The sequence below is a fragment of the Mesorhizobium monacense genome, assembly GCF_056781675.1.
In genome coordinates this window covers 4,677,105-4,700,210 of record NZ_CM165567.1, presented here as the reverse complement: position 1 = coordinate 4,700,210, position 23,106 = coordinate 4,677,105, and the positions used below count along the sequence as shown (strand labels likewise).

Annotated in this window: 21 protein-coding genes; 10 read left to right on the top strand and 11 right to left on the bottom strand. The window is 62.6% G+C overall.

What is annotated here, in order from left to right; genetic code table 11:
* Nucleotides 1-4: 4 nt before the first annotated feature.
* The 10 genes from AC1RUK_RS22665 to AC1RUK_RS22620 all read right to left on the bottom strand — a co-directional run bounded on the left by AC1RUK_RS22665 (nt 5) and on the right by AC1RUK_RS22620 (nt 10,959).
* Nucleotides 5-916 carry an ABC transporter permease gene (locus AC1RUK_RS22665; protein WP_481838864.1) on the bottom strand — a complete coding sequence of 304 codons (912 nt, stop codon included), beginning with the start codon at nt 914-916 and terminating at the stop codon, nt 5-7.
* Nucleotides 913-2,013 carry an ABC transporter permease gene (locus tag AC1RUK_RS22660; RefSeq protein WP_481838865.1) on the bottom strand — a complete coding sequence of 367 codons (1,101 nt, stop codon included), beginning with the start codon at nt 2,011-2,013 and terminating at the stop codon, nt 913-915. Before AC1RUK_RS22660 ends, AC1RUK_RS22665 begins: the two co-directional genes overlap by 4 nt.
* Nucleotides 2,010-3,533 (bottom strand): ABC transporter ATP-binding protein, encoded by a 1,524-nt coding sequence (locus AC1RUK_RS22655; protein ID WP_481838866.1) that lies wholly within the window; start codon nt 3,531-3,533, stop codon nt 2,010-2,012. The genes AC1RUK_RS22660 and AC1RUK_RS22655 overlap by 4 nt, the downstream gene beginning before the upstream one ends.
* A 2-nt stretch (nt 3,534-3,535) precedes the next feature.
* Nucleotides 3,536-4,630, bottom strand: coding sequence for a BMP family ABC transporter substrate-binding protein (locus AC1RUK_RS22650; RefSeq protein ID WP_481839423.1), 1,095 nt, complete (start codon nt 4,628-4,630; stop codon nt 3,536-3,538).
* 33 nt (nt 4,631-4,663) lie between these two features.
* A complete protein-coding gene (locus AC1RUK_RS22645; protein WP_481838867.1) occupies nt 4,664-6,043 on the bottom strand; it encodes an amidohydrolase in 1,380 nt (459 codons plus the stop codon).
* A 1-nt stretch (nt 6,044) separates the two neighbouring features.
* Nucleotides 6,045-6,704, bottom strand: coding sequence for a glutathione S-transferase family protein (locus AC1RUK_RS22640; RefSeq protein WP_481838868.1), 660 nt, complete (start codon nt 6,702-6,704; stop codon nt 6,045-6,047).
* Nucleotides 6,701-7,546, bottom strand: coding sequence for an aromatic ring-hydroxylating oxygenase subunit alpha (locus AC1RUK_RS22635; RefSeq protein ID WP_353019024.1), 846 nt, complete (start codon nt 7,544-7,546; stop codon nt 6,701-6,703). Before AC1RUK_RS22635 ends, AC1RUK_RS22640 begins: the two co-directional genes overlap by 4 nt.
* Nucleotides 7,543-8,193, bottom strand: a complete 651-nt coding sequence (locus AC1RUK_RS22630) for an aromatic ring-hydroxylating oxygenase subunit alpha (RefSeq protein WP_481838869.1) — start codon at nt 8,191-8,193, stop codon at nt 7,543-7,545. The genes AC1RUK_RS22635 and AC1RUK_RS22630 overlap by 4 nt, the downstream gene beginning before the upstream one ends.
* Before the next feature lie 160 nt (nt 8,194-8,353).
* Entirely contained in the window at nt 8,354-8,623 is a 270-nt protein-coding gene (locus AC1RUK_RS22625; protein WP_353019029.1) for an acylphosphatase, read from the bottom strand.
* Between the two features lie 905 nt (nt 8,624-9,528).
* Nucleotides 9,529-10,959: an NAD-dependent succinate-semialdehyde dehydrogenase gene (locus tag AC1RUK_RS22620; RefSeq protein WP_481838870.1), complete on the bottom strand. Its 1,431-nt coding sequence runs from the start codon at nt 10,957-10,959 to the stop codon at nt 9,529-9,531.
* A 114-nt stretch (nt 10,960-11,073) separates the two neighbouring features.
* Between AC1RUK_RS22620 and AC1RUK_RS22615 the strand changes: the two genes are divergently transcribed.
* The 10 genes from AC1RUK_RS22615 (at nt 11,074) to AC1RUK_RS22570 (ending at nt 22,059) form a co-directional block, all read left to right on the top strand.
* Nucleotides 11,074-11,754 (top strand): GntR family transcriptional regulator, encoded by a 681-nt coding sequence (locus AC1RUK_RS22615; protein WP_481840111.1) that lies wholly within the window; start codon nt 11,074-11,076, stop codon nt 11,752-11,754.
* Between the two features lie 3 nt (nt 11,755-11,757).
* Nucleotides 11,758-12,750, top strand: coding sequence for a proline racemase family protein (locus AC1RUK_RS22610; protein WP_481838871.1), 993 nt, complete (start codon nt 11,758-11,760; stop codon nt 12,748-12,750).
* Between the two features lie 28 nt (nt 12,751-12,778).
* Nucleotides 12,779-13,621: a transporter substrate-binding domain-containing protein gene (locus tag AC1RUK_RS22605; protein ID WP_481838872.1), complete on the top strand. Its 843-nt coding sequence runs from the start codon at nt 12,779-12,781 to the stop codon at nt 13,619-13,621.
* Between the two features lie 75 nt (nt 13,622-13,696).
* Nucleotides 13,697-14,350: an amino acid ABC transporter permease gene (locus AC1RUK_RS22600; RefSeq protein WP_481838873.1), complete on the top strand. Its 654-nt coding sequence runs from the start codon at nt 13,697-13,699 to the stop codon at nt 14,348-14,350.
* A complete protein-coding gene (locus AC1RUK_RS22595) occupies nt 14,347-15,204 on the top strand; it encodes an amino acid ABC transporter ATP-binding protein (protein ID WP_481840110.1) in 858 nt (285 codons plus the stop codon). Before AC1RUK_RS22600 ends, AC1RUK_RS22595 begins: the two co-directional genes overlap by 4 nt.
* A gap of 84 nt (nt 15,205-15,288) precedes the next feature.
* Nucleotides 15,289-16,767, top strand: coding sequence for an aldehyde dehydrogenase family protein (locus AC1RUK_RS22590; protein ID WP_481838875.1), 1,479 nt, complete (start codon nt 15,289-15,291; stop codon nt 16,765-16,767).
* Between the two features lie 14 nt (nt 16,768-16,781).
* Nucleotides 16,782-18,476: a GMC family oxidoreductase gene (locus AC1RUK_RS22585; RefSeq protein ID WP_481838876.1), complete on the top strand. Its 1,695-nt coding sequence runs from the start codon at nt 16,782-16,784 to the stop codon at nt 18,474-18,476.
* A gap of 17 nt (nt 18,477-18,493) precedes the next feature.
* The gene (locus AC1RUK_RS22580) at nt 18,494-19,276 is read left to right on the top strand and encodes an HpcH/HpaI aldolase family protein (protein ID WP_064987889.1); all 783 of its coding nucleotides are present in this window, start codon (nt 18,494-18,496) and stop codon (nt 19,274-19,276) included.
* A gap of 22 nt (nt 19,277-19,298) precedes the next feature.
* Nucleotides 19,299-20,564 (top strand): NAD(P)/FAD-dependent oxidoreductase, encoded by a 1,266-nt coding sequence (locus AC1RUK_RS22575; RefSeq protein ID WP_481838877.1) that lies wholly within the window; start codon nt 19,299-19,301, stop codon nt 20,562-20,564.
* A gap of 55 nt (nt 20,565-20,619) precedes the next feature.
* Nucleotides 20,620-22,059: an NAD(P)-dependent oxidoreductase gene (locus tag AC1RUK_RS22570; RefSeq protein ID WP_481838878.1), complete on the top strand. Its 1,440-nt coding sequence runs from the start codon at nt 20,620-20,622 to the stop codon at nt 22,057-22,059.
* A gap of 629 nt (nt 22,060-22,688) precedes the next feature.
* On the opposite strand, the gene AC1RUK_RS22565 is transcribed toward AC1RUK_RS22570, so the two are convergent.
* Nucleotides 22,689-23,060: a Gfo/Idh/MocA family protein gene (locus AC1RUK_RS22565; protein ID WP_481838879.1), complete on the bottom strand. Its 372-nt coding sequence runs from the start codon at nt 23,058-23,060 to the stop codon at nt 22,689-22,691.
* Between the last annotated feature and the right edge of the window lie 46 nt (nt 23,061-23,106).

The window sequence follows — 23,106 nt, the reverse complement described above, 5'->3', positions numbered from 1 at the left end:
GACACTATTGTTCGAAAGGCTCTCCCAGCGATGCCACGCCGTTGAGCTTGAGCAGACGTCGGTTCGAAGAAATGATGCCCAGCACGACGATTGTCACGAGATAAGGCAGGCTCGATAGAAGTTGCGAGGAAACGTCCAGTCCGGTCGCCTGGGCCGCCAGGCTTGCCAGGGAGACGGCGCCGAAGAGGCAGGCGCCGAGGAAGATACGGCTGGTGAGCCAGGTGCCGAAGACGACGAGCGCGATCGCGATCCAACCGCGCCCGGCAATCATGCCATCGGCCCACAGCGGCGTGTAGACCACGGCCGCGTAGGCACCGGCGAACCCTGCAAACGCGCCGCCGAAAGCGACGGCGGCGAAACGCACGGCGATTACCGGATAGCCGAGCGCATAGGCCGCCTTGGGATTTTCGCCGACGGCGCGCACGACAAGGCCGGTCTTGCTGTAGACGAATACCGCCCAGATGGCGACGGTCGCGGCCAGCGAGAGCCACACGATGACGTCCTGGGCGAACAGGCCGCCGATGACCGGGATATCTGAAAGCCAGGGCAATGAAAGCTTCGGTAGGCCTTTGACCGTGAGGCTCTCATAGCTCTTGCCGAACAGTGCCGAGAGGCCTTGGCCGAGTATGCCTATGGCGAGTCCCACTGCGACCTGGTTCGCGCGGAACCCCAGCGCGATGACGGCAAAGACAAGGGAAAGAGCCGCGCTGGCGAGGCCCGCGGCGAGGAAACCCAGGAGGTGACCGCCGCCGTGATAGACGATGATGAAGGCGACGACCGCCCCTATGGCCATCATTCCCTCTACGCCGAGATTGAGGACGCCGGCCCGCTCGGCCACCATTTCGCCCAGCGCGGCCAAAAGGAACGGCGTGGCCGCCGCCAGCGTTCCGGCGACGATGAACTCGAGGGCATTCATGGAGTGCTTCCGTGAGCAGCATGGCGCCGTTCGAGCCGGTATCGGACGAAGGCAATCGCGACGAGATAGGCGAGCAACAGGCTGCCCTGAAAGACCCGGACCGCGGCGACCGGCAGATTTGCCGAGACCATGGCGTTGTCGCCGCCAATATAGAGGGCCGCCATGAGCAGCGCGGAAAAAATGATGCCTATCGGGTGAAGGCCGCCGAGATACGCAACGATGATGGCGGCATAGCCGTAACCGGTCGAGATGGAGCGCTGCAATTGGCCGAGTGGCCCGGCCACCTCCGCTGCCCCGGCGAGGCCCGCCGCGAAGCCACCGATGAGGAGGGAAAGCCAGATCGCGCGTCCTTCGTTGAAGCCGGCGTATGCGGCCGCGCGCGGAGCAAGGCCGCCGACCTGCAGCTTGTAGCCAGCGAAACTCCTCTGCATGAAGACCCAGGCCGCGAGGGAGAACGCGAAGGCGATGAGCAGCGAGACGTTGACGCGGGTGCCGGGGATCAGGATCGGCACCGTCGCGTCGTACTGGAACATCACCGACTGTGGGAAGTTGAAGCCGGCCGGATCCTTCCAGGGGCCTAGAAGCAGATAGTTGAGAAGTTGCGCGGCAACGAGCGCCAGCATGAGTGATACGAGAATCTCGTTTGCGTTGAGCCGCACGCGCCAGAACGCCGTGAGCGAGGCCCAAAGCGCGCCGCCCAGTGCGCCGAGGACGAGCATCGCAGGCCAAATCCACTGGCCGGTTGCCTGCGGGAGCCAAATGGGAATGGCCGACGCGAAGATTGCGCCGAGAATGAACTGGCCCTCGGCGCCGATGTTGAAGATCTTTGCGCGAAAGCCGATGGCAAGCCCCTGCGCAATCAGCAGCAGCGGCCCCATCTTGAGCAGGACTTCCGAGAACGAGGCCCAGGACAGGAAGGGCTCCAGAAGCATCGCTTGGAAAACGGCGACCGGATCGCGGCCCATCAGGAGGTAGAGCCCGAGATTGAGCAGCGTCGCCACGCCGAGCGCGGCTGGCGGGGCGACCAGCTTGATTGCAAGCGAGGCGTGTTCCCGGCGTACCAGAACGGGAAGGAACGGCCGGGACAGGGCGCTCATGCAGGAACCTTTTCGGCGGTCGAATGCGCGCCGATCATGTATCGGCCGATCTCCTCGGCTCTGGTGTCGCGGGTCACCAGCGGCGGGCTCAGCCGGCCCTGATGGATCACCTGGATCGCATCGCAAAGCTCGAACAGTTCCTCCAGTTCCTCCGAGATGACCAGGATGCCCATGCCTTCGTTGCGCAGGGCGACAAGGCGCTGGCGGACGGCGGATGCGGCGCCGACGTCCACGCCCCAGGTGGGCTGTGCGACAAACAGCAATTTAGGGGACAGCATGATCTCGCGTCCCACGATGAACTTCTGGAGATTGCCTCCCGAAAGCGCGCCGGCCTCCGCTTCGCAACCGGGCGTGCGCACGTCGTTTTGCCGGATGCAGTCCTCGGTGAAGGCTTTGGCACGGGCAGTGTCGACAAGGCCGCGTTTCAACAAGCCGAACGGATGGGCGGTCAGGAGGCTGTTGAGGACGAGAGACATTTCCGGCACCGCGCCGCGGCCGAGCCTTTCCTCCGGAACGAAAGCGAAGCCCAGCCGGCGGCGGGCCGCCGCATTGAGCGCGCCAACATCCTTTCCCATCATGTAGATGCGATCGGACTTCTCGCGCGGCAGCATCGTCTCGCCTGAGATTAGCGCGGCGAGCTCGCTCTGCCCGTTGCCCGAGATGCCAGCGATTCCGAGAATCTCGCCCGCCCGGACCGTCAGGCTGACGTCGGAAAGCTCAGCGGCGAAGGGATCGTCGGGCCGATGGTCGAGGCCGACGATTTCAAGGCGCTTTTCCCCGCCGGAATGTGCAATAGCCGGCATGGGCTTCGGCATGTCGCGGCCGATCATCATGCGGGCGAGGTCGTGTGCGTCGTGGCCGCGGGGATCCACATTTCCTGTGATGCGACCGCCGCGCAGGATGGTCGCGCGGTCGCATACCGCGCGGATTTCCTCCAGCTTGTGAGAGATGAAAAGAATGGACACGCCGCCGTCGCGCAGCCGCCGCAATGTCTCGAAAAGCTTCTCCACCGATTGCGGTGGCAGGACGGAGGTCGGTTCGTCGAGGATCAGGAGCTGCGGTTCGGTCATCAGGCAGCGGATGATTTCCACCCGCTGCCGCTCTCCAACCGAGAGCGCGTGCACATGAGCGAGCGGATCGACCTCCAGGCCGAAGTCGCGACCGAGCTTGCGGATGCCTTGCGCAAGGTCCGATTTCCTCCCGGGCACGACCAGCCGGACGTTCTCCACAACCGTCAGCGTCTCGAACAACGAGAAATGCTGGAAGACCATGCCGATCCCCTTGCGCCTCGCATCCGCCGGGGACGCGAGCGCAAGGGACTCTCCTTTCCAGATCGCTGTTCCCGCGTCTGGCTGCTCGACGCCGTAGATCAGCTTCATCAGCGTCGACTTGCCCGCTCCGTTTTCCCCGAGGATCGCATGGATCGAGCGCGGAGCCACATCCAGATCGATGTCTCGATTTGCATGGATCTGGCCGTAGCTCTTGGAGATGCCGCGCAGCGACAGCAGCGGGACGGTCATTGTCATTTCGGCAGCGGCGTGGTGACACCCTTGACATGCCAGTCCATGGCGACGATCTCGGCCACGGTCATCGTCTTACCGGCGGGGACGCCTTCGCTTCCGTCGGCCTTGGCGATCGGACCGGCAAAGGGCGAGAAACTGCCGTCGGCGATCTTGGCTTCGACTTCCTTGATCTTGGTCATGATGTCTGCCGGGATGCCCGGGTTCCAGTCGACGACTTCGACGACCTTGTCGCCGACACCCAAGAAGGCGCTGGCGCCCTTGAAGGTACCGGCAAGGTGGGCGTCGACCGAGGCTTTGAAGAAGGGCGACCAATCGGTCGCCACGCAGCCGAGATAGGTCTTGGGCGCGTATTTCTTCATTGACGAGTTGAGGTTGAAGGCGGGGATGCCGGCCTCCTCGCAAGCCGCAACGACCGAAGGCGTGTCCTGCGCGTTGGAGAAGATGACGTCGCATTTCTGCGCCAGCAGCGCCTTGGCGGCTTCCTGCTCCTTGGCCGGGTCGAACCAGGAGTTCACCCATACGATCGAAACCTCGACATCGGGCTTCACGGCTTGCGCACCCAGTGTGAACGCGTTGATTGATGTGATCAGTTCGGGAATGGCGAAGGCGGAAACGGAGCCGAGCTTGCCGGTCTTCGAAAGCGCGGCTGCCGCCATCCCCATCAGATAGGTGCCCTGGGAGTATTGTGCCGCGAAGGGCGAGAAGTTCGGCGCCACCTCGAAACCGGAAGCATGCAACACGGTGACGTCGGGATTGCGGCGCGCGATCTGCAGGGCGCCGTTCTGATAGCCGAAGGAGCCGGCGATGAGGACCTTGTTACCGTCCGCGACCGCCTTGTTCATGATGCGGTCGGCGTCGGGACCTTCCTGAATGTTTTCGAGGATGGTGACCTTCACCTTGTCGCCGTAGGCCGCCTTGACCGGCTCGAGCCCGTCGGCCAGCGCACGGCCCCAGCCAACGTCGCCAACCGGCGAGGGGACCACCAGCACGATGCCCAGTGGTCCGTCGGCGGCGAGCACGCGGCTGCCCACCGCGGCGACAAGCCCGGTAGCGGCAGCACCCTTCATCAATGTTCTGCGGGTAAGATTTGTCAGCATGTCGGTTCCCCTTGCTTTTGGTTTTGGTTGCTAGAATTCCACGGTGGCGAGCGCCGCCTCGGCTTGCGCGAACAACCTTGCCTCGTCGAGCCCCGGGAACTCTCCCCGTGCCCAGACGATGCGGCCGTTGATCATCGTCATGTCGGTCGGCGCGCCGATGCCTACCTTGGCCAGCAGGCTCAGCGGATCGTGCCGCGTGCCGACATAGTCCATGCGTCGCGTGTCGATGGCGAACAGGTCGGCGGCCATGCCAAGCGACAGCCTGCCGATGTCGCTGCGCCCGAGCAGCGCCGCGCCCCCGGTCGTTGCATAGCCGAGAAAATCGCCAGGCGGCGGAACCGGGTGGTCACGTGTCGACGCCGACAGGCATTGCAGCATGTAGGCGGAATGGATGCAGTGCATCAGGTTGGAATTGTCATTCGAGGCTGCACCGTCGCAACCCAGCCCCACTCTGAGCCCGAGGGCCGACATCGCCGGTATGTCGGTGATTTCGGCGCCGACGAGATAGACCGGCTCCGGGCAGTGCGCGACGCCGGTGCCGGTGGCAGCCAACTTGCGCAGTTCGTCATGGGTCAGCTCCCAGCAATGGGCATAGAAGGCATCCGACCCGCAGAAACCTATCTCCGCGCAATAGTCCACCGTGCGCAGGCCGTGGCGGGCTTGCATCACCGGGCTTTCGCCTTCGCCGACATGGGTGTGCATGCGCACCTTGCGGTCGCGCGCCAGTGTGACCGATTCCACGAATGTCTCGCGATAGCAGTTGACCGGCTGGCACGGCGCGACGACGACCTGGCGCATGCTGAACCTACCGTCATCGTGATAGGTATCGATCAGCCGGGCGCAGTCGGCGATGAACTCGTCCGTCGTTTCCAGCATGGCGTCGGGAATAGTCGAGCCTTCCGACTTCGGCAGCGTGTTGCCGCCACGTCCGGCATGGAAGCGCATGCCAAGCAGTTCGGCCGCCTCGAACTGCCGGTCGATGAGCCTTTTGCCGGCATGCCGCGGAAAGCAGTACTGATGGTCGAAGGCCGTGGTGCAGCCGTGCTTTATCAACTCCGCCATGGCCGTGACCGATGCGTGGTAGAAGCACTCCTCGTTCAGCCGAGAAAAGATGGGATAGATGCGGTCGAGCCATTCGATGACCGACAGCTTCGTCCAGTCCAGGTCGGCGCGGTTGCGCACGAAACACTGGAAGAAGTGGTGATGGGTGTTGACGAGGCCAGGATAGACGAACCAACCGGTGGAGTCGTGGGCGACGGTCCCGACAGGCAGTTCCCCCTTGTCCAGGCCCTCGCCGATGGCCCGTACAGCCGCGCCGTCGGTCAACACGTCGACGTTGCGGCGGATGCGCGGACCGTTGCCATCGTCCACGATCACCGCGGCGCAGTTCTTCAACAAATAGCCCGCCACGTCAGGCCTCGCCTACTTCAGGGACGGGCTCGGGCTTGAGCTCGTGCAGCCGATGGATGCCGGGCATCTCGATGAAACCCTCGATGGCGCGGATCGCCCGCGACCAGAGCCGGATCGCGGGATAGGGATCGAGCGAAACGCCCCCGTCGGGCGCCAGCGCCACATAGGGAAAACAGGCGATGTCCGCGACCGTCGGCCGGTCCAATGCGAGGAAGCGCTGGCCGCGGATACTCTGTTCGACGAGACCAGCTTCCAATTCGCGCAGGGCCACCGTTCCCTGTCCCTGAAGGGCATCGATGTTGCCCGGGCGCAGCAGCATCTCGTGCAGGCGCGCCGCCCCCAGGCTTGCGGTCAGCCGATGCGAGAAGGAAATCCACTGCTGGACGCGGGCCGCATGCATGGCAGTATCGTTGCCCAACCATTGCGGTGCCGCCGTCGCGGCAAGGTAGACAAGCATGGCCGAAGATTCGGTCAGGACGAGGTCGCCGTCCTCGAGGATCGGGATCGAACCCGCCGGATTTAGTGTCATGAGTTCCGGACCGCGATGCTCGGCGCCGGGATGAAAATCGACGGGCCGGATGCTGAGCTTCACTCCTGCCAGCGCGGCCATCAGGCGCACCTTGTAGCAGCTTGGCGACAGCACGTAATCGTAGAGCTTCATTGCGCCACCAGTTGCGCGCCGTAGGTGTAGCCATGGCGCTTCAGCCAGCGCCGGTAGGCAACCGAAGTCAGGTCGGCTCGCGTGGGTATCTCCATGCCGGGGTCGAGCGGCAGCAGCCCCGGTATCTGGTTTTCGAGGATCGACCGGTCCTGGACAAAGATCGTCTGCTGGAAATGGATCAGGTCTGTCATCGGCGTCTCGTCGTCGAACAGCGCCATCCATGGCCACACGTTACACAGGTCTTCGGCAAGCGGCTGCACGAAAAGCGTAATGACGTCCCATTCGCCCGGGCGCGGCGGGCAGGTCTTGTAGAGGATTGAGCAGGTCGGCGCGGGCACGCGATACATATATTCCGTCGTTATGCCGCCTTCCGCCGATTTGGCGGCCTGCGGCTGGTAGAACTTCACCTGGGTCGCCCAAACCTCGTCTTCGTCCTCCCGGATCTCGACCTTGTAGTTCTGGACCTCTGTGTGCGGTTCGGAGCCCAATATATCGGTATGGACGAACGGAAAATGAGCAATGTCCAGGAAGTTCTCCACGGCGCGCAATGGCGAGCAGCGCACGCGAACCACCCCGACATCGACGAGCCGGCGGCCGGGCTGATCGGCCTCGGGGATCGCAAACAGCGGCTTTTGCGGATCACCGAGCGATGACCAGACATGACCATAGCGGATGCAGGCCGGCAGCGCGCGTTCGTTGCCGCCCGTGACCTTCGCGTTTCCGTCTTCGCCGCGCCTCACCACGATCGGCTCGCCCATCAGGGCCGTCTTGCGTCCATGCACATCAAGCTGGCTGGCGAGGCCGACCGGATACCATTCGTCGATCATCGCGTTACGGGTCATTGGGCGATCCCGCTGCGCGAAATATGCTCGGCCGCCCGTCGCAGCGCCTCGGCGGCCCTCGACGCGGCGATACGCTGGGTCGGATTGCTGTCTTCGTCCACCAGAACATGCATCAGCGTCCGCGCTTGCCCTTCGGGGGCAAGCAGCAGCTGGACGGTCTGGGCATTGTGCGTGTAGTCGAGCAGGCCTGCGCCGGACTTCGTGCCCGCGGCCGCCTCCAGCGCCGCGATGTCCGTTTCCGCCATCATCGAGCGCAGGGGGGCAAGGCCGTCGAACCGCGGCGGCCCGGCGGCGGGTTCGCCAGCGGAAATCCATATGATACCGTCGCCGTCCTCAACTGGCTGCATCGCGACACGAATCGTGTCCGGCGGCGTCAGTCCCGGATGGGCCGGGATGCGCAGGCAGTTTCCCTCCTGGGCATAGCTCCAGCCGTGATAAATGCAGGACAGGGTCTCACCGCGCACGAAGCCGTGGGAAAGGCGCATGCCGCGATGGGGGCATCTGTCGGCAAAGGCCGCCGCACGGCCGGAGCGGCTTCGCCAAAGGGCAACTGGTCCGGCTGGCGATTGCGCCGGCATTACGGTTCCCGCCGGCAAGTCCGCAGAGAGGGCAATAGGCATCCATGAGCCGGTAGGATAAGGCCGCATACATCAACTTTCAAACAACACCAGTATCTTCCCGCGCGCAGCTTCGCGGTCAAGGATATGCTAATAGACCGGGTTACGTTTGCACAACATTTCCTCACTGGCAACAATGCCCAAAAAAGGTGCATGGTGCCTTTGGCCGGCAGAGGCCGCAGGCCGGAAACTAGGCCGATTCGCTCTCGATCGGCGCCCGGCGGATGGCTTCGACCCAGACATCGATTGGTCCAAGAGAGCACCCCATCTCCATCATGTCGATGAGCTCGGCCGGACCGGCAATGTCGAGTTCGATGCGGTCGGGACCGGCAACGCATATTGCCTGCGCGAGCCCGAGCTTGGCGGCGTGACGCTCGATCCACGGAAGGAAGGATGCCGCCTCGACATCGCCGAGGATCGTCATGCGCTCTCGCCAGGAATAGCGATTTTGCTCGCTCATAGAACCTCGGCAATGAAACAGATTAATTATATACCTATCTACATTGTGCTCAATCGCTGAAGCACCTTTGGGCGCGAGTTCTTGCGACGTTACCGCGACCGTTCCCGGGCAGCGCCATGTCAACGGCGGGAAGTGGCCGCACCGGCCCACTACAGGGCAATCAAGATGTGGGAAGCTGCCGTCAATGAGGCTGGCACGGTGGAACGCGACGCCGTTATCCGGGCGCTCGGATCAGCGAGGGACCGGGCGGTCCGGCTGAAATGGTTCCCGGCCAGCACGTGTACATCGCACCGGCACAGAGTGGTCGATTCCGGGTGGTGAAGAACCTGAGACCGACCGAACCAACAACCGCGTGCCTACAAAAGAATTCCAGCTCAGGAACGTAGGGTAATCGGACGACCCGATCGCTGTTCTTCCGATCCGGCGGGGACGGCCAGGTGGTGACCCTCGCCATCTACCTAATGGCAACGGCCGGCGACGTCGTTTCGCGATGGCGTGATCGCGGCGGTATGGCAGCTTTTTATCCTCTCGTATCCGAGTAAGACCATCCGCTACCGGCCCCAAACCGGCCGCGCTCGTACCCTATGGTCAACACAGGTTCATCGACCCCTTTTGTGGGGTGAAAGAGACACCGCGTCGATGGAATACTAGTCTTCATCTTGGTCCTTGGGTTCGCCAGACCATACGAGAACATACGAAGGATATGGTTGGGCGAACCACCCGCTAACTGATTGATTTTGTTGAAAAGACGACGTCCCTCGGGCCCACAATTATCGTTATTTATCAATGACTTAGCGGTATTTTTGTACTTGGTTAGCCAACTAAAGACTGGCGAACCTCCGTGCATCGCATTGATATCGTTGATTTATGGTGGGCTTCCGAGGACTGCCATCGATTGCTGCACTCTACATCTCGGTCACGAACTTCGTCCGCAGATAGGCGTCGAGGCCTTCGATACCGCTCTCCGAGCCATAGCCGGATTCATTGACGCCGCCGAACGGTGTTTCCGGTGTCGACACCATCATGTGGTTGACGCCGACCATGCCGGCTTCCAGTGCCGCTTCGGTCTTTTGGGCAAGACTGAGATTGCGGGTGAAGACAAAGGAGGCCAGCCCGTAAGGCAGCGAGTTTGCCCGTTCGATCATGTTGTCGAAGGCCGAGAAGGTTGTCGTCGGGGCGATTGGCCCGAACGGCTCCTCGGACATGATGCGCGCCGTATCCGGTACGTCTTTCAACAATGTCGGGGCATAGAAATAGCCTTTGTTGCCGACACGTTTGCCGCCGGTGACGACAGTCGCGCCTTTCGCCGTTGCATCGCTGACGAAAGCGTCCATGGCATCCAGCCGCCGTGGCGCGATCATCGGTCCCATCTGCACAGCGCTGTCGAGACCGTCGCCAATCCTGAGCTTTTCGGCGCGGACGGCAAAGCCGTCGATGAAGCGGTCGTAGACAGCCTCATGCACATAAAAGCGGGTCGGCGAGGTGCACACCTGGCCGGCGTTGCGGAACTTGAAGGCGACGACCGTATCGAGTGTCTTGTCGAGGTCGGCATCCTCATAGACGATGACGGGAGCATGTCCGCCGAGCTCCATGGTGCAGCGCTTCAGCGTGTCCGCGGCTTGCTTCTGCAACAGCTTTCCAACCGCGGTCGAACCGGTCAGCGAGACCTTCTTCGGGATCGGCGAGGCGATCAAATAAGACGAGACCCGGGCAGGCTCGCCGAACACGATGTTGAGCACGCCTGCTGGAAGTCCGGCGTCCTGGAAACAGCGGGCGATGGCCACTGCTGTTCCGGGCGTTTCTTCCGCCGGCTTCAGGATGATCGAGCAGCCAGCACCGAGCGCGCCCGAGATCTTGCGGATGACATTGCTGGCCGGAAAGTTCCAGGCGGCAAAGGCGACAACCGGCCCGACCGGCTCCTTGAACACCATCTGCCGCACGCCGGGCAGCCGGGCAGGGACGATGCGTCCGTAGGCGCGCTTGCCTTCTTCCGCGTACCAGCGGGTCGCATCGGCGGCGAACTGCACCTCGCCGGTGGCCTCGGCCAGCGCCTTGCCATTCTCCATCGTCAGTACGCCAGCGATGGTCTCCTTGCGCTGCTCAATCAGGTCAGCGGCCTTGTCCATGATCGCCCAGCGCTGCATCGCGGTCATGTTCTTCCACAGCTTGAAGCCCTTGGCCGAGGCCGCAAGAGCACGATCGAGATCGGCCTCCGTGGCGTGCGGCACAGTTGCCAGCACCTCTTCGGTGGCGGGATTGATCAAATCTTCGGTCTTCCCGTTTGATCCCTGGCACCACGCGCCGTCGATCAGCAGCTCGATCGTCTCTGGATACATGTCCTGGCCCTTTTACAGCCGGGCGGTCTGCGGAATGGCCGCCGGCGGATTGCACGTCACAAGAATGTTTCCGCGATGGCTTGACCTGTACATTGTATACAGTATGGTGTCGACATGATTTTAGCGCGCATTCAAAAATTGTCGGTCGCCATCCCGGAGAATCTCGCCGAGATGCTGGAGGAGGAGATCATCTTCGGCCGCATCAAATCCCGGGAGCGATTGACCGAGGAAATGGTCGCCGAGCGCTATGGTGTCAGCCGGTCGCCGGTGCGTGAGGCGTTGCGGCTGCTCGAGCGCGATGGCCTGGTGATGCGCGAGGCCAGGCGCGGCATCTGGGTCTCGCCGATGTCCCAGCGCGACTTTGATGAGGTCTATACCTGCCGCATCGAGCTGGAAGGGCTGGTCGCCAAACAGGCCGCCGAATCCGCCGATATCGAAAAGAAAGCCGAGTTCAAAATCCTGCTGTCCGAGTTGAAGGAGGCTCAGTCCAGAAACGATGCCCGGCAGTTTTTCATCGTCGACGTGCGCGGCTCCTTCCTGACCTACAGCCTGGCCGGGAACAGGACCCTGACGCGCCTACTCGGCGGTCTCGAAAAGCAGGCCCTGCGGTATCGCTATCATGCCTACGAGAAAGATCCGAAGATCATCCAGCTGTCCCTGGATGACACGGCCCGCATCTATGACGCGATCGCCGAAGGCGACGGCGAAAGCGCCAAGGCGATGACCGAACACCTCATTCGGGAAATCTGGCAAAGCATGCGAGCTGGCATTCGCGATGCCTTCGGAGAGGGCTAGGTCGTGTCTGCCTTCTCGTCAGCGTTCAGCGTCATCGATTCCCACACGGCTGGTCACCCGACGCGAGTCATCCTGAGCGGCGTCCCGAAGCTCCCCGGTTCGAGCGTGCGGGAGAAGCGGGACCATTTCCGCCAGCACTTTGACCATCTTCGCCCGGCACTGCTGCACGAGCCGCGTGGTCACGCGGCGATGGTCGGCCTGGTGCCGGTTGCCTCGGATGTCGCCGACTACGGCGCGTTTTTCATCTCGTCCTATGTCTATCTCGACATGTGCGGTCACGGCACGATCGGCTTTGCCAGGACGCTGGCCTTCACCGGTCAGATCAGTGCCGGGACGGGCAGCAGTTTTACGCTGGAAACGCCGGCCGGGATCGTCACGGTTCATCTGAACTGGAACGAAGACGGCTCGCTCGATCGGGTGCGGATTGCCAATGTTCCAAGCTACGTCGGGCTGGAACGGCTGAGCGTTGCCGTTGAAGGCGTCGGCACCGTCGATGCGGCAATCGTCTATGCCGGCATGTGGTACGCGCTGGTCGATGCGGCTTCGCTTGGTTTCAAGCTTGTCCCCGACAGCGCGTCTTCCTTGATGCAGGCCGGCGCCAGGATCAAGGATGCGATCAAGGCCGCAACGAAGGATCTCCCGCTGCTGGCGGGTGCGGCCGCGCCAAGCGTGCTTTTCTACGATGCCGACAGCGAAAACTCGGCGACGCATTTCCTTGTCCTTGAATCGAACAAGTTCGACCGCTCGCCCTGTGGTACCGGGACCTCTGCACGGCTGACTTATCTGCTGCAGAAGGGGCTGATCGGCCCCGACCAGACTTACCACGCCAGGAACATCCTCGGCATTCCGTTCGAGGCGCGCCTGCAAGGCCGCGTCCAGGTCGAAGGCCGGGACGCAATGATTGTCGAGATCGAAGGCGCTGCCTTCATCACCTCGACCCAGACCATCTACTTCGAGAAGAGCGACCCTCTCTCGCAGGGATTTTTATGCCGCTAACAACCAATAACGCAGAAAGGGGAATGAAATGAAACTCACTGTTATTCGTACGTTCATAGCCGCCTTGACCATCGGCCTCGGCCTGCTCTCGGCACCCATCGCGGCTTCGGCCGACGACAATCCATCCGCTGTCATCGAACAGATCCGCGGCAGTGGCGTGCTGAAGGTGCCGGTGATGACCGGCGAGGAGCCGGGCTATATCAAGGACCCGGCCACGGGCCAGTGGAGCGGTTTCTACTACGAGTTCCTCAGCGAGATCGCGACCCAGCTCGGCGTCAAGCTCGAGCCTGTCGAGACGACCTGGGGCAACCTGGCCGCCGACTTCCAGTCCAACAAGATCGACATCGCCATCGGCGTCAATCCGAACCCCAAGCGTGGGCTCGTCGTCGACTATCTGTGGGAGCCGCTGTTCACCGACGCCTGGGCCGTGCTGACGCCTCCCGGCAAGCCGGTGAAGACCTGGGCCGAACTCAATTCGCCGGACAAGACCGTCGTCGTGCAGAAGGGCAGCACGATGCAGGTCGTCGCCGAGGCCCTGTTGCCGAAGGCCAAGATCACGCCGGTGGAAGATCGCGGCCTGGCGCTGATGGAATTGCAGGCTGGCCGCGCCGATGGTGTCGTGTTCTCCATCTTCGATGCGCTGCAGATCACCAACCAGAAGATCGGCGATGTCTCGCTTCCCGAGCCGATCCTGCGCAATCCGGCAACGCTTGCGGTTGCGCGCAAGCCCGGCAATGCAGGCTTCATCAACTTCCTGACCAACTGGATCCTGCAGGAGCGTTCGCTCGGTCTCGCCCAGGGCAAGCTTGCCCGCTCCTGGGAAGCCCGCGGCATCGATCTGTCGATCCTTCCGGCAGGCTTCTCCTTCTGATCGCAACAGCCTGACCGCCGCATAAGCGCGGCGGTCAGGCCACCACTGGACGTGCATCGAACCAGTGAGGACACCATGTTCGACTATACAGTCATAACCAACAATATCGGGCTGCTTTGGCAGGGCCTCCTGATGACGATCTACTTCACCGTCATCACGATCGGCGCGGGCATGCTAATCGGCCTGTTCATCGGGCTTATACAGCTAAGCACGTTCAAGCCGCTGGTCATCCTCGGCCAGATCTATGTCGAGTTCTTCCGCAACATTCCACTGCTCGTCACGCTGCTCTGGGTCTATTACGCCTTCCCGATCTTCGCCGGCATCAATGTCACCAAATTCTGGGCCGGCTTCATCGGGCTCAGTTGCTACGTCGGCTCCTTCTACGCCGAAATCCTGCGCGCCGGCGTCCAGTCGGTCGATCCCGGCCAGACGGATGCGGCAACCGCCATCGGCATGTCCTACGGCCAGCGCATGCGCCGCATTATCCTGCCGCAGGCCTTCCGCAAGATGATCCCGCCGCTGGCCGGCCAGTCGATCATCCAGATGAAGAACACGACGCTGCTGTCGATGATAACGGTTCCGGACCTTCTCTATCAGGCGAGCTATATCTCGAGTTTCACCTACCGGCCGATGGAAGTTTACACCGCTGTCGGCGTCATCTTCCTGATCATCCTGGTGCCGCTGACGCTGCTGTCCCGGAAACTCGAAAAGAGCGGGAGCCTGAAATGAGCGCCAGGGAACCAAGCGCCGTGACAGACAAGAACGAAAAGCCTGTCCTCCGGCTGGACGGCATCTGCCTCAAGTTCGGCGACAAGCGTGTGCTGAACGGCATCGACCTCTCGGTCGTCGAAGGCGAGGTGGTCGTGCTGATCGGCGCCAGCGGATCGGGCAAGACCTCGCTGCTGCGCTGCATCAACCTGCTCAACGTGCCGACCAGCGGCAGCATCGTCATCGACGACGAAACGCTGTTCAGCAGGCAGGCCGATGGTAAGGGCGCCCAGATACCGGCCCAGGAGGTCAATCGCATCCGCTCCAAGACCGGCATGGTCTTCCAGCAGTTCAATCTCTTCCCGCACATGACGGCGCTCGAAAACGTCATGGAAGGCCCGGTCATCGTCAAGAAGGAGCCGAAGGAGCAGGCGCGTCAAACGGCGCTGAAGCTTCTCGATGTCATGGGTCTGGCGCAGCATGTTGAAAAATATCCGCGCCAGCTTTCCGGCGGCCAGCAGCAGCGCGTCGCGATTGCGAGAGCCATGGCCATGCAGCCGAAGGTGATGCTGTTCGACGAGCCCACCTCCGCACTTGATCCCGAACTGGTCGGTGAAGTGATGAAGGCGATGGTCGAACTGGCCAAGAGCGGCATGACCATGGTGATCGTCACCCACGAGCTTGGCTTTGCCTTCGAGGTCGCCGATCGGGTGGTGTTTCTCGATCAGGGGCTGGTGGCGGAGCAGGGGCCGCCGGCCAAGGTGCTGTTGCATCCCGAACATCCGCGTCTGAAGAGTTTTGTCGGACGCTTTCATGAATTGGCGGATCTGCTTCGCCCGTTCCTCGAGGCGCGTGAAGCCGAGAAGGCGTGCTGACGGCACGCCGCTTCACGCAAAACAGTCAAGCGGACATCGTCGAATGCGCCCCCCTTTCGAGCTGGCCGCAAAAGGAAGACATCAATGACACTGAGTTTCGATCCAGCCACAATCGCCATTCCCAGGGGCCATCACATTGGCGGGCAGTACATTGAACTGCCTGGCGCGGAGATCGAGGTCCTCCGCCCCTCCGATCTCCAGCCCATGGGGATGATCACCGATGGCGGCGAAGCGGCGGTGCAGCAAACCGTCGATGCCGCCAAAAAGGCGCTGGTGCAGAGCCGCTGGGCTAAGATCGCGCCACGCGACCGCGCCGCCGTGCTGATGCGTTTCGCGGCGCTGATCGAGGAGAACGCGACCTATCTCGGTCAGCTGGAAGCGATGGGATCGAGCCGGCTGATCTCGATGACGATTGCCCGCGACGCGGTGCGTACCGCCGGCGTGGTGCGCTACTATGCCGAGTTCTGCGACAAGATCGAAGGCACGGTCACCGCGACCGAGGCGAATGCACTCAGCATCGTCAAGCATGAGCCCTACGGCATTGTCGGCGCGATCGTTCCCTGGAATTTCCCGATGATCACCGCGGCCTGGAAATTCGCCCCGGCGCTGGCCGCCGGCAATGCCGTGGTGATGAAGACCTCGGAACTGACACCGCACAGCCTTCTGGCTCTGGCGGAGCTTGCGGCGAGGGCCGGGGTTCCGGCAGGCCTGTTCAATGTCGTCAATGGTTACGGTCACACGACGGGCGCGGCGATCGTACGCCATCCCAATATTCTGAAAATCTCCTTTACCGGCTCGACGCAGACGGGTGTCGCCATCATGACGCTGGCCGCCCAGTCAGGCATCAAACCCGTTACGCTCGAACTTGGCGGCAAGAGCCCGCAGCTGGTGCTGGCCGATGCTGGCGATATCGATGTCGTGGCCGGCCGCGTCGCGGCGGCCTTCATGGACAATGCCGGCCAGGTCTGCACGGCCGGTTCGCGGCTGATCGTCGAGGACAAGATCGCCGATCAGCTTGTCGAACGTGTCATCGCTCGCACCAAGGCGATCAAGGCCGGGCCGACCTGGGACGAGACGACGACCTTCGCGCCGATCATCAGTCGCAAGCAGCTCGAGCGCATCGACACGATGGTCCGTGCCAGCATCGGTGAGGGCGCCTCGGTGGTCACCGGCGGCACGGTGCTGGAGGGCCGCAACGAAGGCAGTTTCTTCGCGCCGACGATTCTCGAAAACGTCTCCGACGACAATATCGGTTTCAAGGATGAGTTTTTTGGTCCGGTGCTGACCGTACGCACCTTTGCCGATCTCGAGGAAGGCCTCGCTTTGGCGGCGCATCCGGTCTACGGGCTCGCCGCCAGCGTCCACACCACGGATCTGAAGAAGGCGCTCAAGGCGGCGGATTCGATCGACGCCGGCATGGTCTGGATCAACCAGCACGGACGCGGCCCGGAGTTCACCTATCCGGCCGGCGGCTACAAGGGCTCCGGTTTCGGCAAGGACATGGGCCGTGCCGGCATCGAGGCGTTCCTGCGCCAGAAGGCCATCTGGGCCAATTACGCCTGAGCGAGCGCAAGCACATGCAATTCGACTACATCATCGTCGGTGGCGGCTCGGCCGGAGCCGTGCTTGCCAGCCGTCTTTCCGAAAACGGTACCAAGCAAGTGGCGCTTTTCGAAGCTGGGCCCGACACGCCTCCGGACGACGTGCCGGAGGTGATCGCCGACAGCTATCCCGGCCTTTCCTATTTCGACCCGAAATACCATTGGACGGAACTGCGCGTCTTCAACCGCTCGCCCAAGCAGAATGCGCAAGTGGTCAAGACGGCCAAGCTCGAACAGGCCAAGGTGATGGGCGGCGGCTCCAGCATCAACGGCCAGTTCGCCGTGCGCGGCCTGCCGCACGACTATGATGAATGGGAAGGTCTCGGCCTGCCCGGCTGGGGATGGGACGGCATGCTGCCCTATCTCAAGAAGCTCGAGCGCGACCTCGATTTCGATGGCGAGCTTCACAACAAGACCGGCCGGATTCCGATCCGCCGCGTCTTTCCAAAGGATTGGGCCGGTTTCACCAGATCCGTGCTCAAGCAGACGGAAAGCGAGTACCCCTATCGGCCGGACTACAATGGCAGTTTCGAGGATGGCTCGTTCCCGCTGCCACTGTCGAACGAGAACGATCGCCGCGTGTCGACTGCGATCGGCTATCTCGACGCCGAGGTGCGCGCCCGCAAGAACCTGCACATCTTCGCCAATGCCTTCGTTGAGAGACTGGTGACCAAGGGAACGCGCATCACCGGTGTCGAGGTGACGATCGCTGGCCGCACGACGATCTACAGCGCCGGCGAGACCATCGTATCAGCCGGTGCCCTGCATTCGCCGGCCATCCTGCTTCGCGCCGGCATTGGTCCGGCGGCACAGCTGAAGCGGCTGGGCATCGAAGTGGTCGCCGACCGCCCCGGTGTCGGCGAGAACCTGACCGATCATCCGCATATTGCCGTCGGCGCGCATTTCAAGAAATCCGCGCGGCTCAAGCCCGGTCAGCGGCGCCACATCTTCCTGGGCGTCAGATACTCTTCCAACTATGCCGGCTGCCATCCGGGCGACATGCTTCTGATGCCGGTCAACCGCGCCGGCTGGCATCCGCTCGGCAAGGCGATGGGCGCGCTCAATGTCTGTGTCAACAAATCCTATTCGCGCGGCACCGTGGCGTTGAAGTCCGCTGTGCAGACCGATGAGCCGATCGTCGATCTGAACATGGCCTCCGACGGCCGCGACCTGATGCGCCTGGTCGACGGCTTCAGGCGCATCTGCAGGATCATGCAATCGCCCGATGTCCAGCAGCACGTCAACACCTGGTTCCTGGCCGGCTACAGCGACGAGGCGCGCGCGCTCAGCGTCCGCAAGCCATCGAACTGGGTCAAGACCGCGACCGCGGCCTACCTCTTCGACTACGCGCCGTTCTTCCGCGAGACCTTGCTCAAACGCAAGTTCGGCACCACCGACCGTATCCAGGCGATGCTCGGCAATGAAGAGCTGATTGCCGATTGGGTCAAGCAATCCGTCTGGTCGGGCTGGCATGTCTCGGGCACCTGCAAGATGGGCGCCGACAGCGACCCGCTGGCGGTGCTGGACGCCGAGTGCCGCGTGCGCGGCGTGCAGGGCCTGCGAGTCGTCGATGCCTCGATCATGCCCACGATCATCGCCGCCAACACCAACATCACCACCATCGCCATCGCTGAAAAGGCGGCGGACCTGATTTTGAATTCCCGACAATAGCAAAGGACCTCAAGGCTATGCGCAAGAACAAGGTGAAGGATATCTGGGCCGCCGGCGGCGAAGTGGTGACGGGCTGGCTCGGCATTCCGTCGTCGATCTCGGCGGAACTGATGGCCCAGCAGGGCTGGGACGCGCTGACGGTCGACCTCCAGCATGGCGCGACGGACTATGTCGACGCGGTGCCGATGCTGCAGGCGATCTCGACGACGGACACGACGCCGATGGTGCGTGTGCCGTGGAATGATCCGGCGATCATCGGCAAGGTGCTCGATGCCGGCGCCTATGGCGTGATCTGCCCGATGGTCAACACCGCCGAGGAAGCCGATGCCTTCGTCAAGGCCTGCCGCTACTTCCCCAAGGGCGGCCGCAGCGTCGGCCCGCTGCGCGCCTCGCTCTATGCCGGCGCCGACTATTTCCAGCACGCCAACGACACCATCATCACCATGGCGATGATCGAGAGCGAGCAGGCGGTGAAGAACCTGGAAGACATACTGAAGACGCCGAACCTCGACGCGATCTTCGTCGGCCCTTCGGACCTTGCGGTCACCATGGGCGAGGCGCCCGGTTTCGATCCGCGCTATCCGGCGGTCTACGAGGCGATCGAATACATCGCCGCCAAGTGCAAGGAAGCCGGCGTCATTCCCGGCATCCATTGCGGCTCGGTCGCCTATGGCGTCGACATGCGCAAGCTGGGCTATCGCTTCATGGCTTACCTCTCCGACTTCCGCATGCTGCAGCAGATGGTGGCACGTTCGCTGCCGGCCTTCCGCGCCGGCACGCCGAGCGCGATCGCGCCCTGATTGGTACAACGGATCGATCGCCATGACATCGACAGGCACGTCGCGCGGCAAGGTGACGGTCATCGGCGCCGGCATCATTGGCGTCTGCACCGCGAACTATCTGCTTGAGCACGGTTTTGCCGTCGAGGTGGTCGATCCGGCTTTGCCGGGATCGGAGGAGCAGTGCTCCTTCGGCAATGCCGGCGGCATCTGCCCGGGATCCTGCATCCCGAACGCGATGCCGGGCGTGCTTCGCAACGTGCCGAAATGGCTGATGGATCCGGAAGGTCCGTTGATCGTGCGGCTCGCCTATCTGCCGCACGCGCTGCCCTGGCTGCTGCGCTTCCTCGCCGCCAGCCGCAAGCCGCGCGTCGAGGCGATATCGACGGCGATGCGCTCGCTGCACCGCTACACATTCGAGTGCTACGAGCCGCTGATCAAGGCCGCCGGCTGCGAGGATCTGTTGCAGAAACGTGGGCAGCTCTTCGTGCACGAAACGGCTGATGGCCCGACGAAAGGCGCCTATGGCCTCGGGCTGCGGCGCGAGCATGGCGTCAAGGTCGACATCCTCGATGCCGACGAAATCCGCCAGCTCGAACCGGCTCTGGCGCCGATCTTCAAGAGCGCGGTCTATCTGCCCGAACAGGGGCAGTGTCCCAATCCCGGCCGGCTTGTCACCAGGCTTGCCGAACATGCGGCACGCCAGGGTGCGCGCTTCATCAGGGCGAAAGTGATCGGCTTCGACATGGCGGCCAATGGTCCCTCGGCGCTGCGGCTGGAAGGCGGCGGGCGGATGCCGGTCGAAACCGTGGTGCTGTGCGCCGGCGCCTGGTCGGGCGATCTCGCCCGCAAGCTTGGCGACCGCATTCCGCTGGAGAGCGAGCGTGGCTACCACATCATGGTCAAGGGGGCCGATACCGGCCTGCGCATCCAGACCATTTCGGCCGACCGCAAGTTCGTCGCCTCGCCGATGGAAGACGGCCTGCGGATCGCCGGCAATGTCGAATTCGCCGGCCTGACGGCGCCCGCCGACATGAACCGGGCGGATGTTCTGCTGAAGCAGGCCAGGCCGATGTTCAGGAGGCTGGAGGTCGGTGAGGTCACGCGCTGGATGGGCCATCGGCCGGGAACCCCCGACAGCATTCCGGTCATCGACCGGGCGTCGCGGGCTAAGAACGTTATCTACGCCTTCGGCCACGGCCATCAGGGCCTCATTGGCGGCGCCGTCACCGGCAAGATCGTGTCGCAGCTTGCCGCTGGTTTGCCGCCGGCGATCGATCTGACGCCTTTCCGGGCGGATAGGTTCTGATTATTCAGGACAGCCTGCTGCAGCGGGCCTGCCGTTCTTGCATGAGGGAAACGACGTGACCGCAAACACCAGCGCACAGGCCGCGGAGCCGATCGATCCGCAAAGCGTCTACGCCGTGCTGATCTGCGATCTGGTCGGCCTGCGCTTCGGACCTGACGGCAAGCCTGATCCAAGCGAAGTGCGCGCCCATATCGAGGCCAAGGGCGGCCGCTTTCACCTATCCGCGCTTGGAGACAAAGCGGACCTCGAACATGGCCAGGTGCATTTCTTTTACCAGCCGGACCTCAGCACGCGCGAAGAGCTGATCGAAGCCGCCGGCGATGGACGCTACGACGCCGTCATCGCCGCCGCGACTTTCCTGCCCGCAGAAACCGTCTTTCCGCTGGCCGGCGTGCGGATCGGCGCCGGCACCGGCAATATGGGCTCGCGCTCCTGGGGCGGCGGCAGTGGCGAGGGCGGCACCGCGGTGCTGATGAACACGCCCGGCATCAACAGCCGCGCCACGGCGCAGATGGTGATGAAGGCGATTCTGAAAGTGCTGCCGGATCTTCCGGTCGACACGCTTCACGAGCGGGTGGCGCGCGGCGCCTTCGACACCGGCAGGGAGCTGCGCGATTTTCCGACCGAGAAGCTCGAAGGCAAGACGATTGCCGTCATCGGCTACGGCAATATTGGCCGCGAGGTCGCCAAGCTCGCCCGCGCCTTCGGCATGTGCGTAGTGATCCACGCAAGGCCGCGGCACCGCGACTGGGTGGAAGCCGAGGGTTTCGCCTTTGCGGGGGACCTCGAGTATGCGGCTGAAGGCGCCGATGTGCTGAGCGTCCATGTCGGCCTGGGCAAGCAGGATGCGCAAACCGGCCGCTACGCCAATGCCGGGCTTATCGGCGGGGATGTCCTCTCCCGCATAAACAAGGGCGCGGTGTTGGTCAATTGCGATCGTGGCGAGCTTGTCGACGTAGCGGCTCTGGGCGACGCCCTGGATACAGGGCAGGTGCGCCATGCCGCCATCGATGCCGATCTCTTTAGCGATGCATCGACCGGGCGTCTGTCGGGCCCGATGCTGCCCTATCTCGACCTCGTCGAAAGGCATGGCGACAAACTTGAACTCTTGCCGCACGCCGCGGCCGATACCGACCATCCTTCGCGCGTTGCCGGCGCCAAACAGGCTGTCGACCAGCTGTTCGATGTCATCTGCCGCAAATCGGTGGCGAATGCGAAAGGCACCGTGCCGCCGGGCTATCTTTCCCTTGGGGCGACGACCCCTCCCGGCATCGGACCGGTTACGGCACGCGACCTCAGGAAATTGACCGCAGAGCAATGTACTGAACTTGCCTATCTTAGTGAGCGCCAGGCCCAGCTGTGGAAGGCTCTTTCAATCGCGCTGGCAGAGCAGCGCGGCAAGGTCATCGCTGAACAAGGCGGGGAGCTTGTTCGGTTGATCAATCGCTTTTGCCTTGGGGTTGAAAAATTGAATCTCAGAGGGCCGTATCACTGATATTTTCCCGGATAGCGCTAGCCAGCAGGCAGTGCCTTTTTTCCTGAAAGCGGTTCCGCCAAGCCGTGACCAGAGAAAAACGTCCGGAGCTGCGCCACCTATAGGTATCCGCTTTCGTCCCGGGCCGCGCAAAACTCGACCTTCTGCTTCCGGCCTCAATGCGGTCATTCTCGAGCATGGCTCCGAACGTTCGCAAACGAGGTTAGCTAGACTGGACTGTATGGCGTCGCGGGAGCATACGGAACGATACGGGAAGATTTCTGATTTTGGCCCACGAAAAATCTAATGAAATCAATATATTTACCACGCCCTCCGGGCCCGCCAGTTTCATTTTTGGACAAGAGGGCGTTCAACTCCGCGGCGGAAAGAAGCAGGATCGCGCGCAGAGTCGGCATTGCATGAGGATGTCACTATATAGCGGCGGCTTCGACCGCGTACCTCTGGTTGCGCCCACGAAGCAGCAGTAAACGTGCTACGTATTGTGATACCTATTGTGATACAAATCGGTCCTCGTAACCGGAAAAAGCAAATAGAAACAGTAGCATAGGGCCGCAAGCGATCCCAGCCAACGGTACCATCGTCGTTCAGTTAAGTTATTGAATTTGTTGCGAAATTTTACCTTTTGGCGACTAAATTTGTATCGCAAGACCGCGGGCGCCATCTTGATAGCGAAGCATCACATGCGCGTTGTCATCGAGCGCCCGCCCTTGAACGAACGTGGCGAGATCTGCAGTAAGCGACTCGAGCTTAATTCCAGAGACGGACCCCGCAAGGTGGTAGGCATGCGTGCCGATGTCGCCGATCGAGCCACCTCTGCCGTTCTTTTTGGGATCGGTACGCCAACCTGCCTGGACGTTGCCCTCTGTCTCGATCGCAGTCGCCATCCACTCAAGCGGATATTCGACCTGGATGGTCCGGATCTTTCCGAGTTGACCGGTGGCGACCATGTGCCGTGCTTCATGCACCATCGGATAACCCGAATACGTGTAGGTCGCGCCCATAACCTGTCGGTGTCGCGCACCAGCTTTTCTAGTGCGATGGCGTCTT

Coding starts and splice junctions, on each gene's coding strand:
- AC1RUK_RS22665 (WP_481838864.1), bottom strand. CDS start 916: ATGAATGCCCTCGAGTTCATCGTCGCCGGAACGCTGGCGGCGGCCACG.
- AC1RUK_RS22660 (WP_481838865.1), bottom strand. CDS start 2,013: ATGAGCGCCCTGTCCCGGCCGTTCCTTCCCGTTCTGGTACGCCGGGAA.
- AC1RUK_RS22655 (WP_481838866.1), bottom strand. CDS start 3,533: ATGACCGTCCCGCTGCTGTCGCTGCGCGGCATCTCCAAGAGCTACGGC.
- AC1RUK_RS22640 (WP_481838868.1), bottom strand. CDS start 6,704: ATGAAGCTCTACGATTACGTGCTGTCGCCAAGCTGCTACAAGGTGCGC.
- AC1RUK_RS22635 (WP_353019024.1), bottom strand. CDS start 7,546: ATGACCCGTAACGCGATGATCGACGAATGGTATCCGGTCGGCCTCGCC.
- AC1RUK_RS22630 (WP_481838869.1), bottom strand. CDS start 8,193: ATGCGGCCTTATCCTACCGGCTCATGGATGCCTATTGCCCTCTCTGCG.
- AC1RUK_RS22625 (WP_353019029.1), bottom strand. CDS start 8,623: ATGAGCGAGCAAAATCGCTATTCCTGGCGAGAGCGCATGACGATCCTC.
- AC1RUK_RS22620 (WP_481838870.1), bottom strand. CDS start 10,959: ATGTATCCAGAGACGATCGAGCTGCTGATCGACGGCGCGTGGTGCCAG.
- AC1RUK_RS22615 (WP_481840111.1), top strand. CDS start 11,074: ATGATTTTAGCGCGCATTCAAAAATTGTCGGTCGCCATCCCGGAGAAT.
- AC1RUK_RS22605 (WP_481838872.1), top strand. CDS start 12,779: ATGAAACTCACTGTTATTCGTACGTTCATAGCCGCCTTGACCATCGGC.
- AC1RUK_RS22600 (WP_481838873.1), top strand. CDS start 13,697: ATGTTCGACTATACAGTCATAACCAACAATATCGGGCTGCTTTGGCAG.
- AC1RUK_RS22595 (WP_481840110.1), top strand. CDS start 14,347: ATGAGCGCCAGGGAACCAAGCGCCGTGACAGACAAGAACGAAAAGCCT.
- AC1RUK_RS22590 (WP_481838875.1), top strand. CDS start 15,289: ATGACACTGAGTTTCGATCCAGCCACAATCGCCATTCCCAGGGGCCAT.
- AC1RUK_RS22585 (WP_481838876.1), top strand. CDS start 16,782: ATGCAATTCGACTACATCATCGTCGGTGGCGGCTCGGCCGGAGCCGTG.
- AC1RUK_RS22580 (WP_064987889.1), top strand. CDS start 18,494: ATGCGCAAGAACAAGGTGAAGGATATCTGGGCCGCCGGCGGCGAAGTG.
- AC1RUK_RS22575 (WP_481838877.1), top strand. CDS start 19,299: ATGACATCGACAGGCACGTCGCGCGGCAAGGTGACGGTCATCGGCGCC.
- AC1RUK_RS22565 (WP_481838879.1), bottom strand. CDS start 23,060: ATGGGCGCGACCTACACGTATTCGGGTTATCCGATGGTGCATGAAGCA.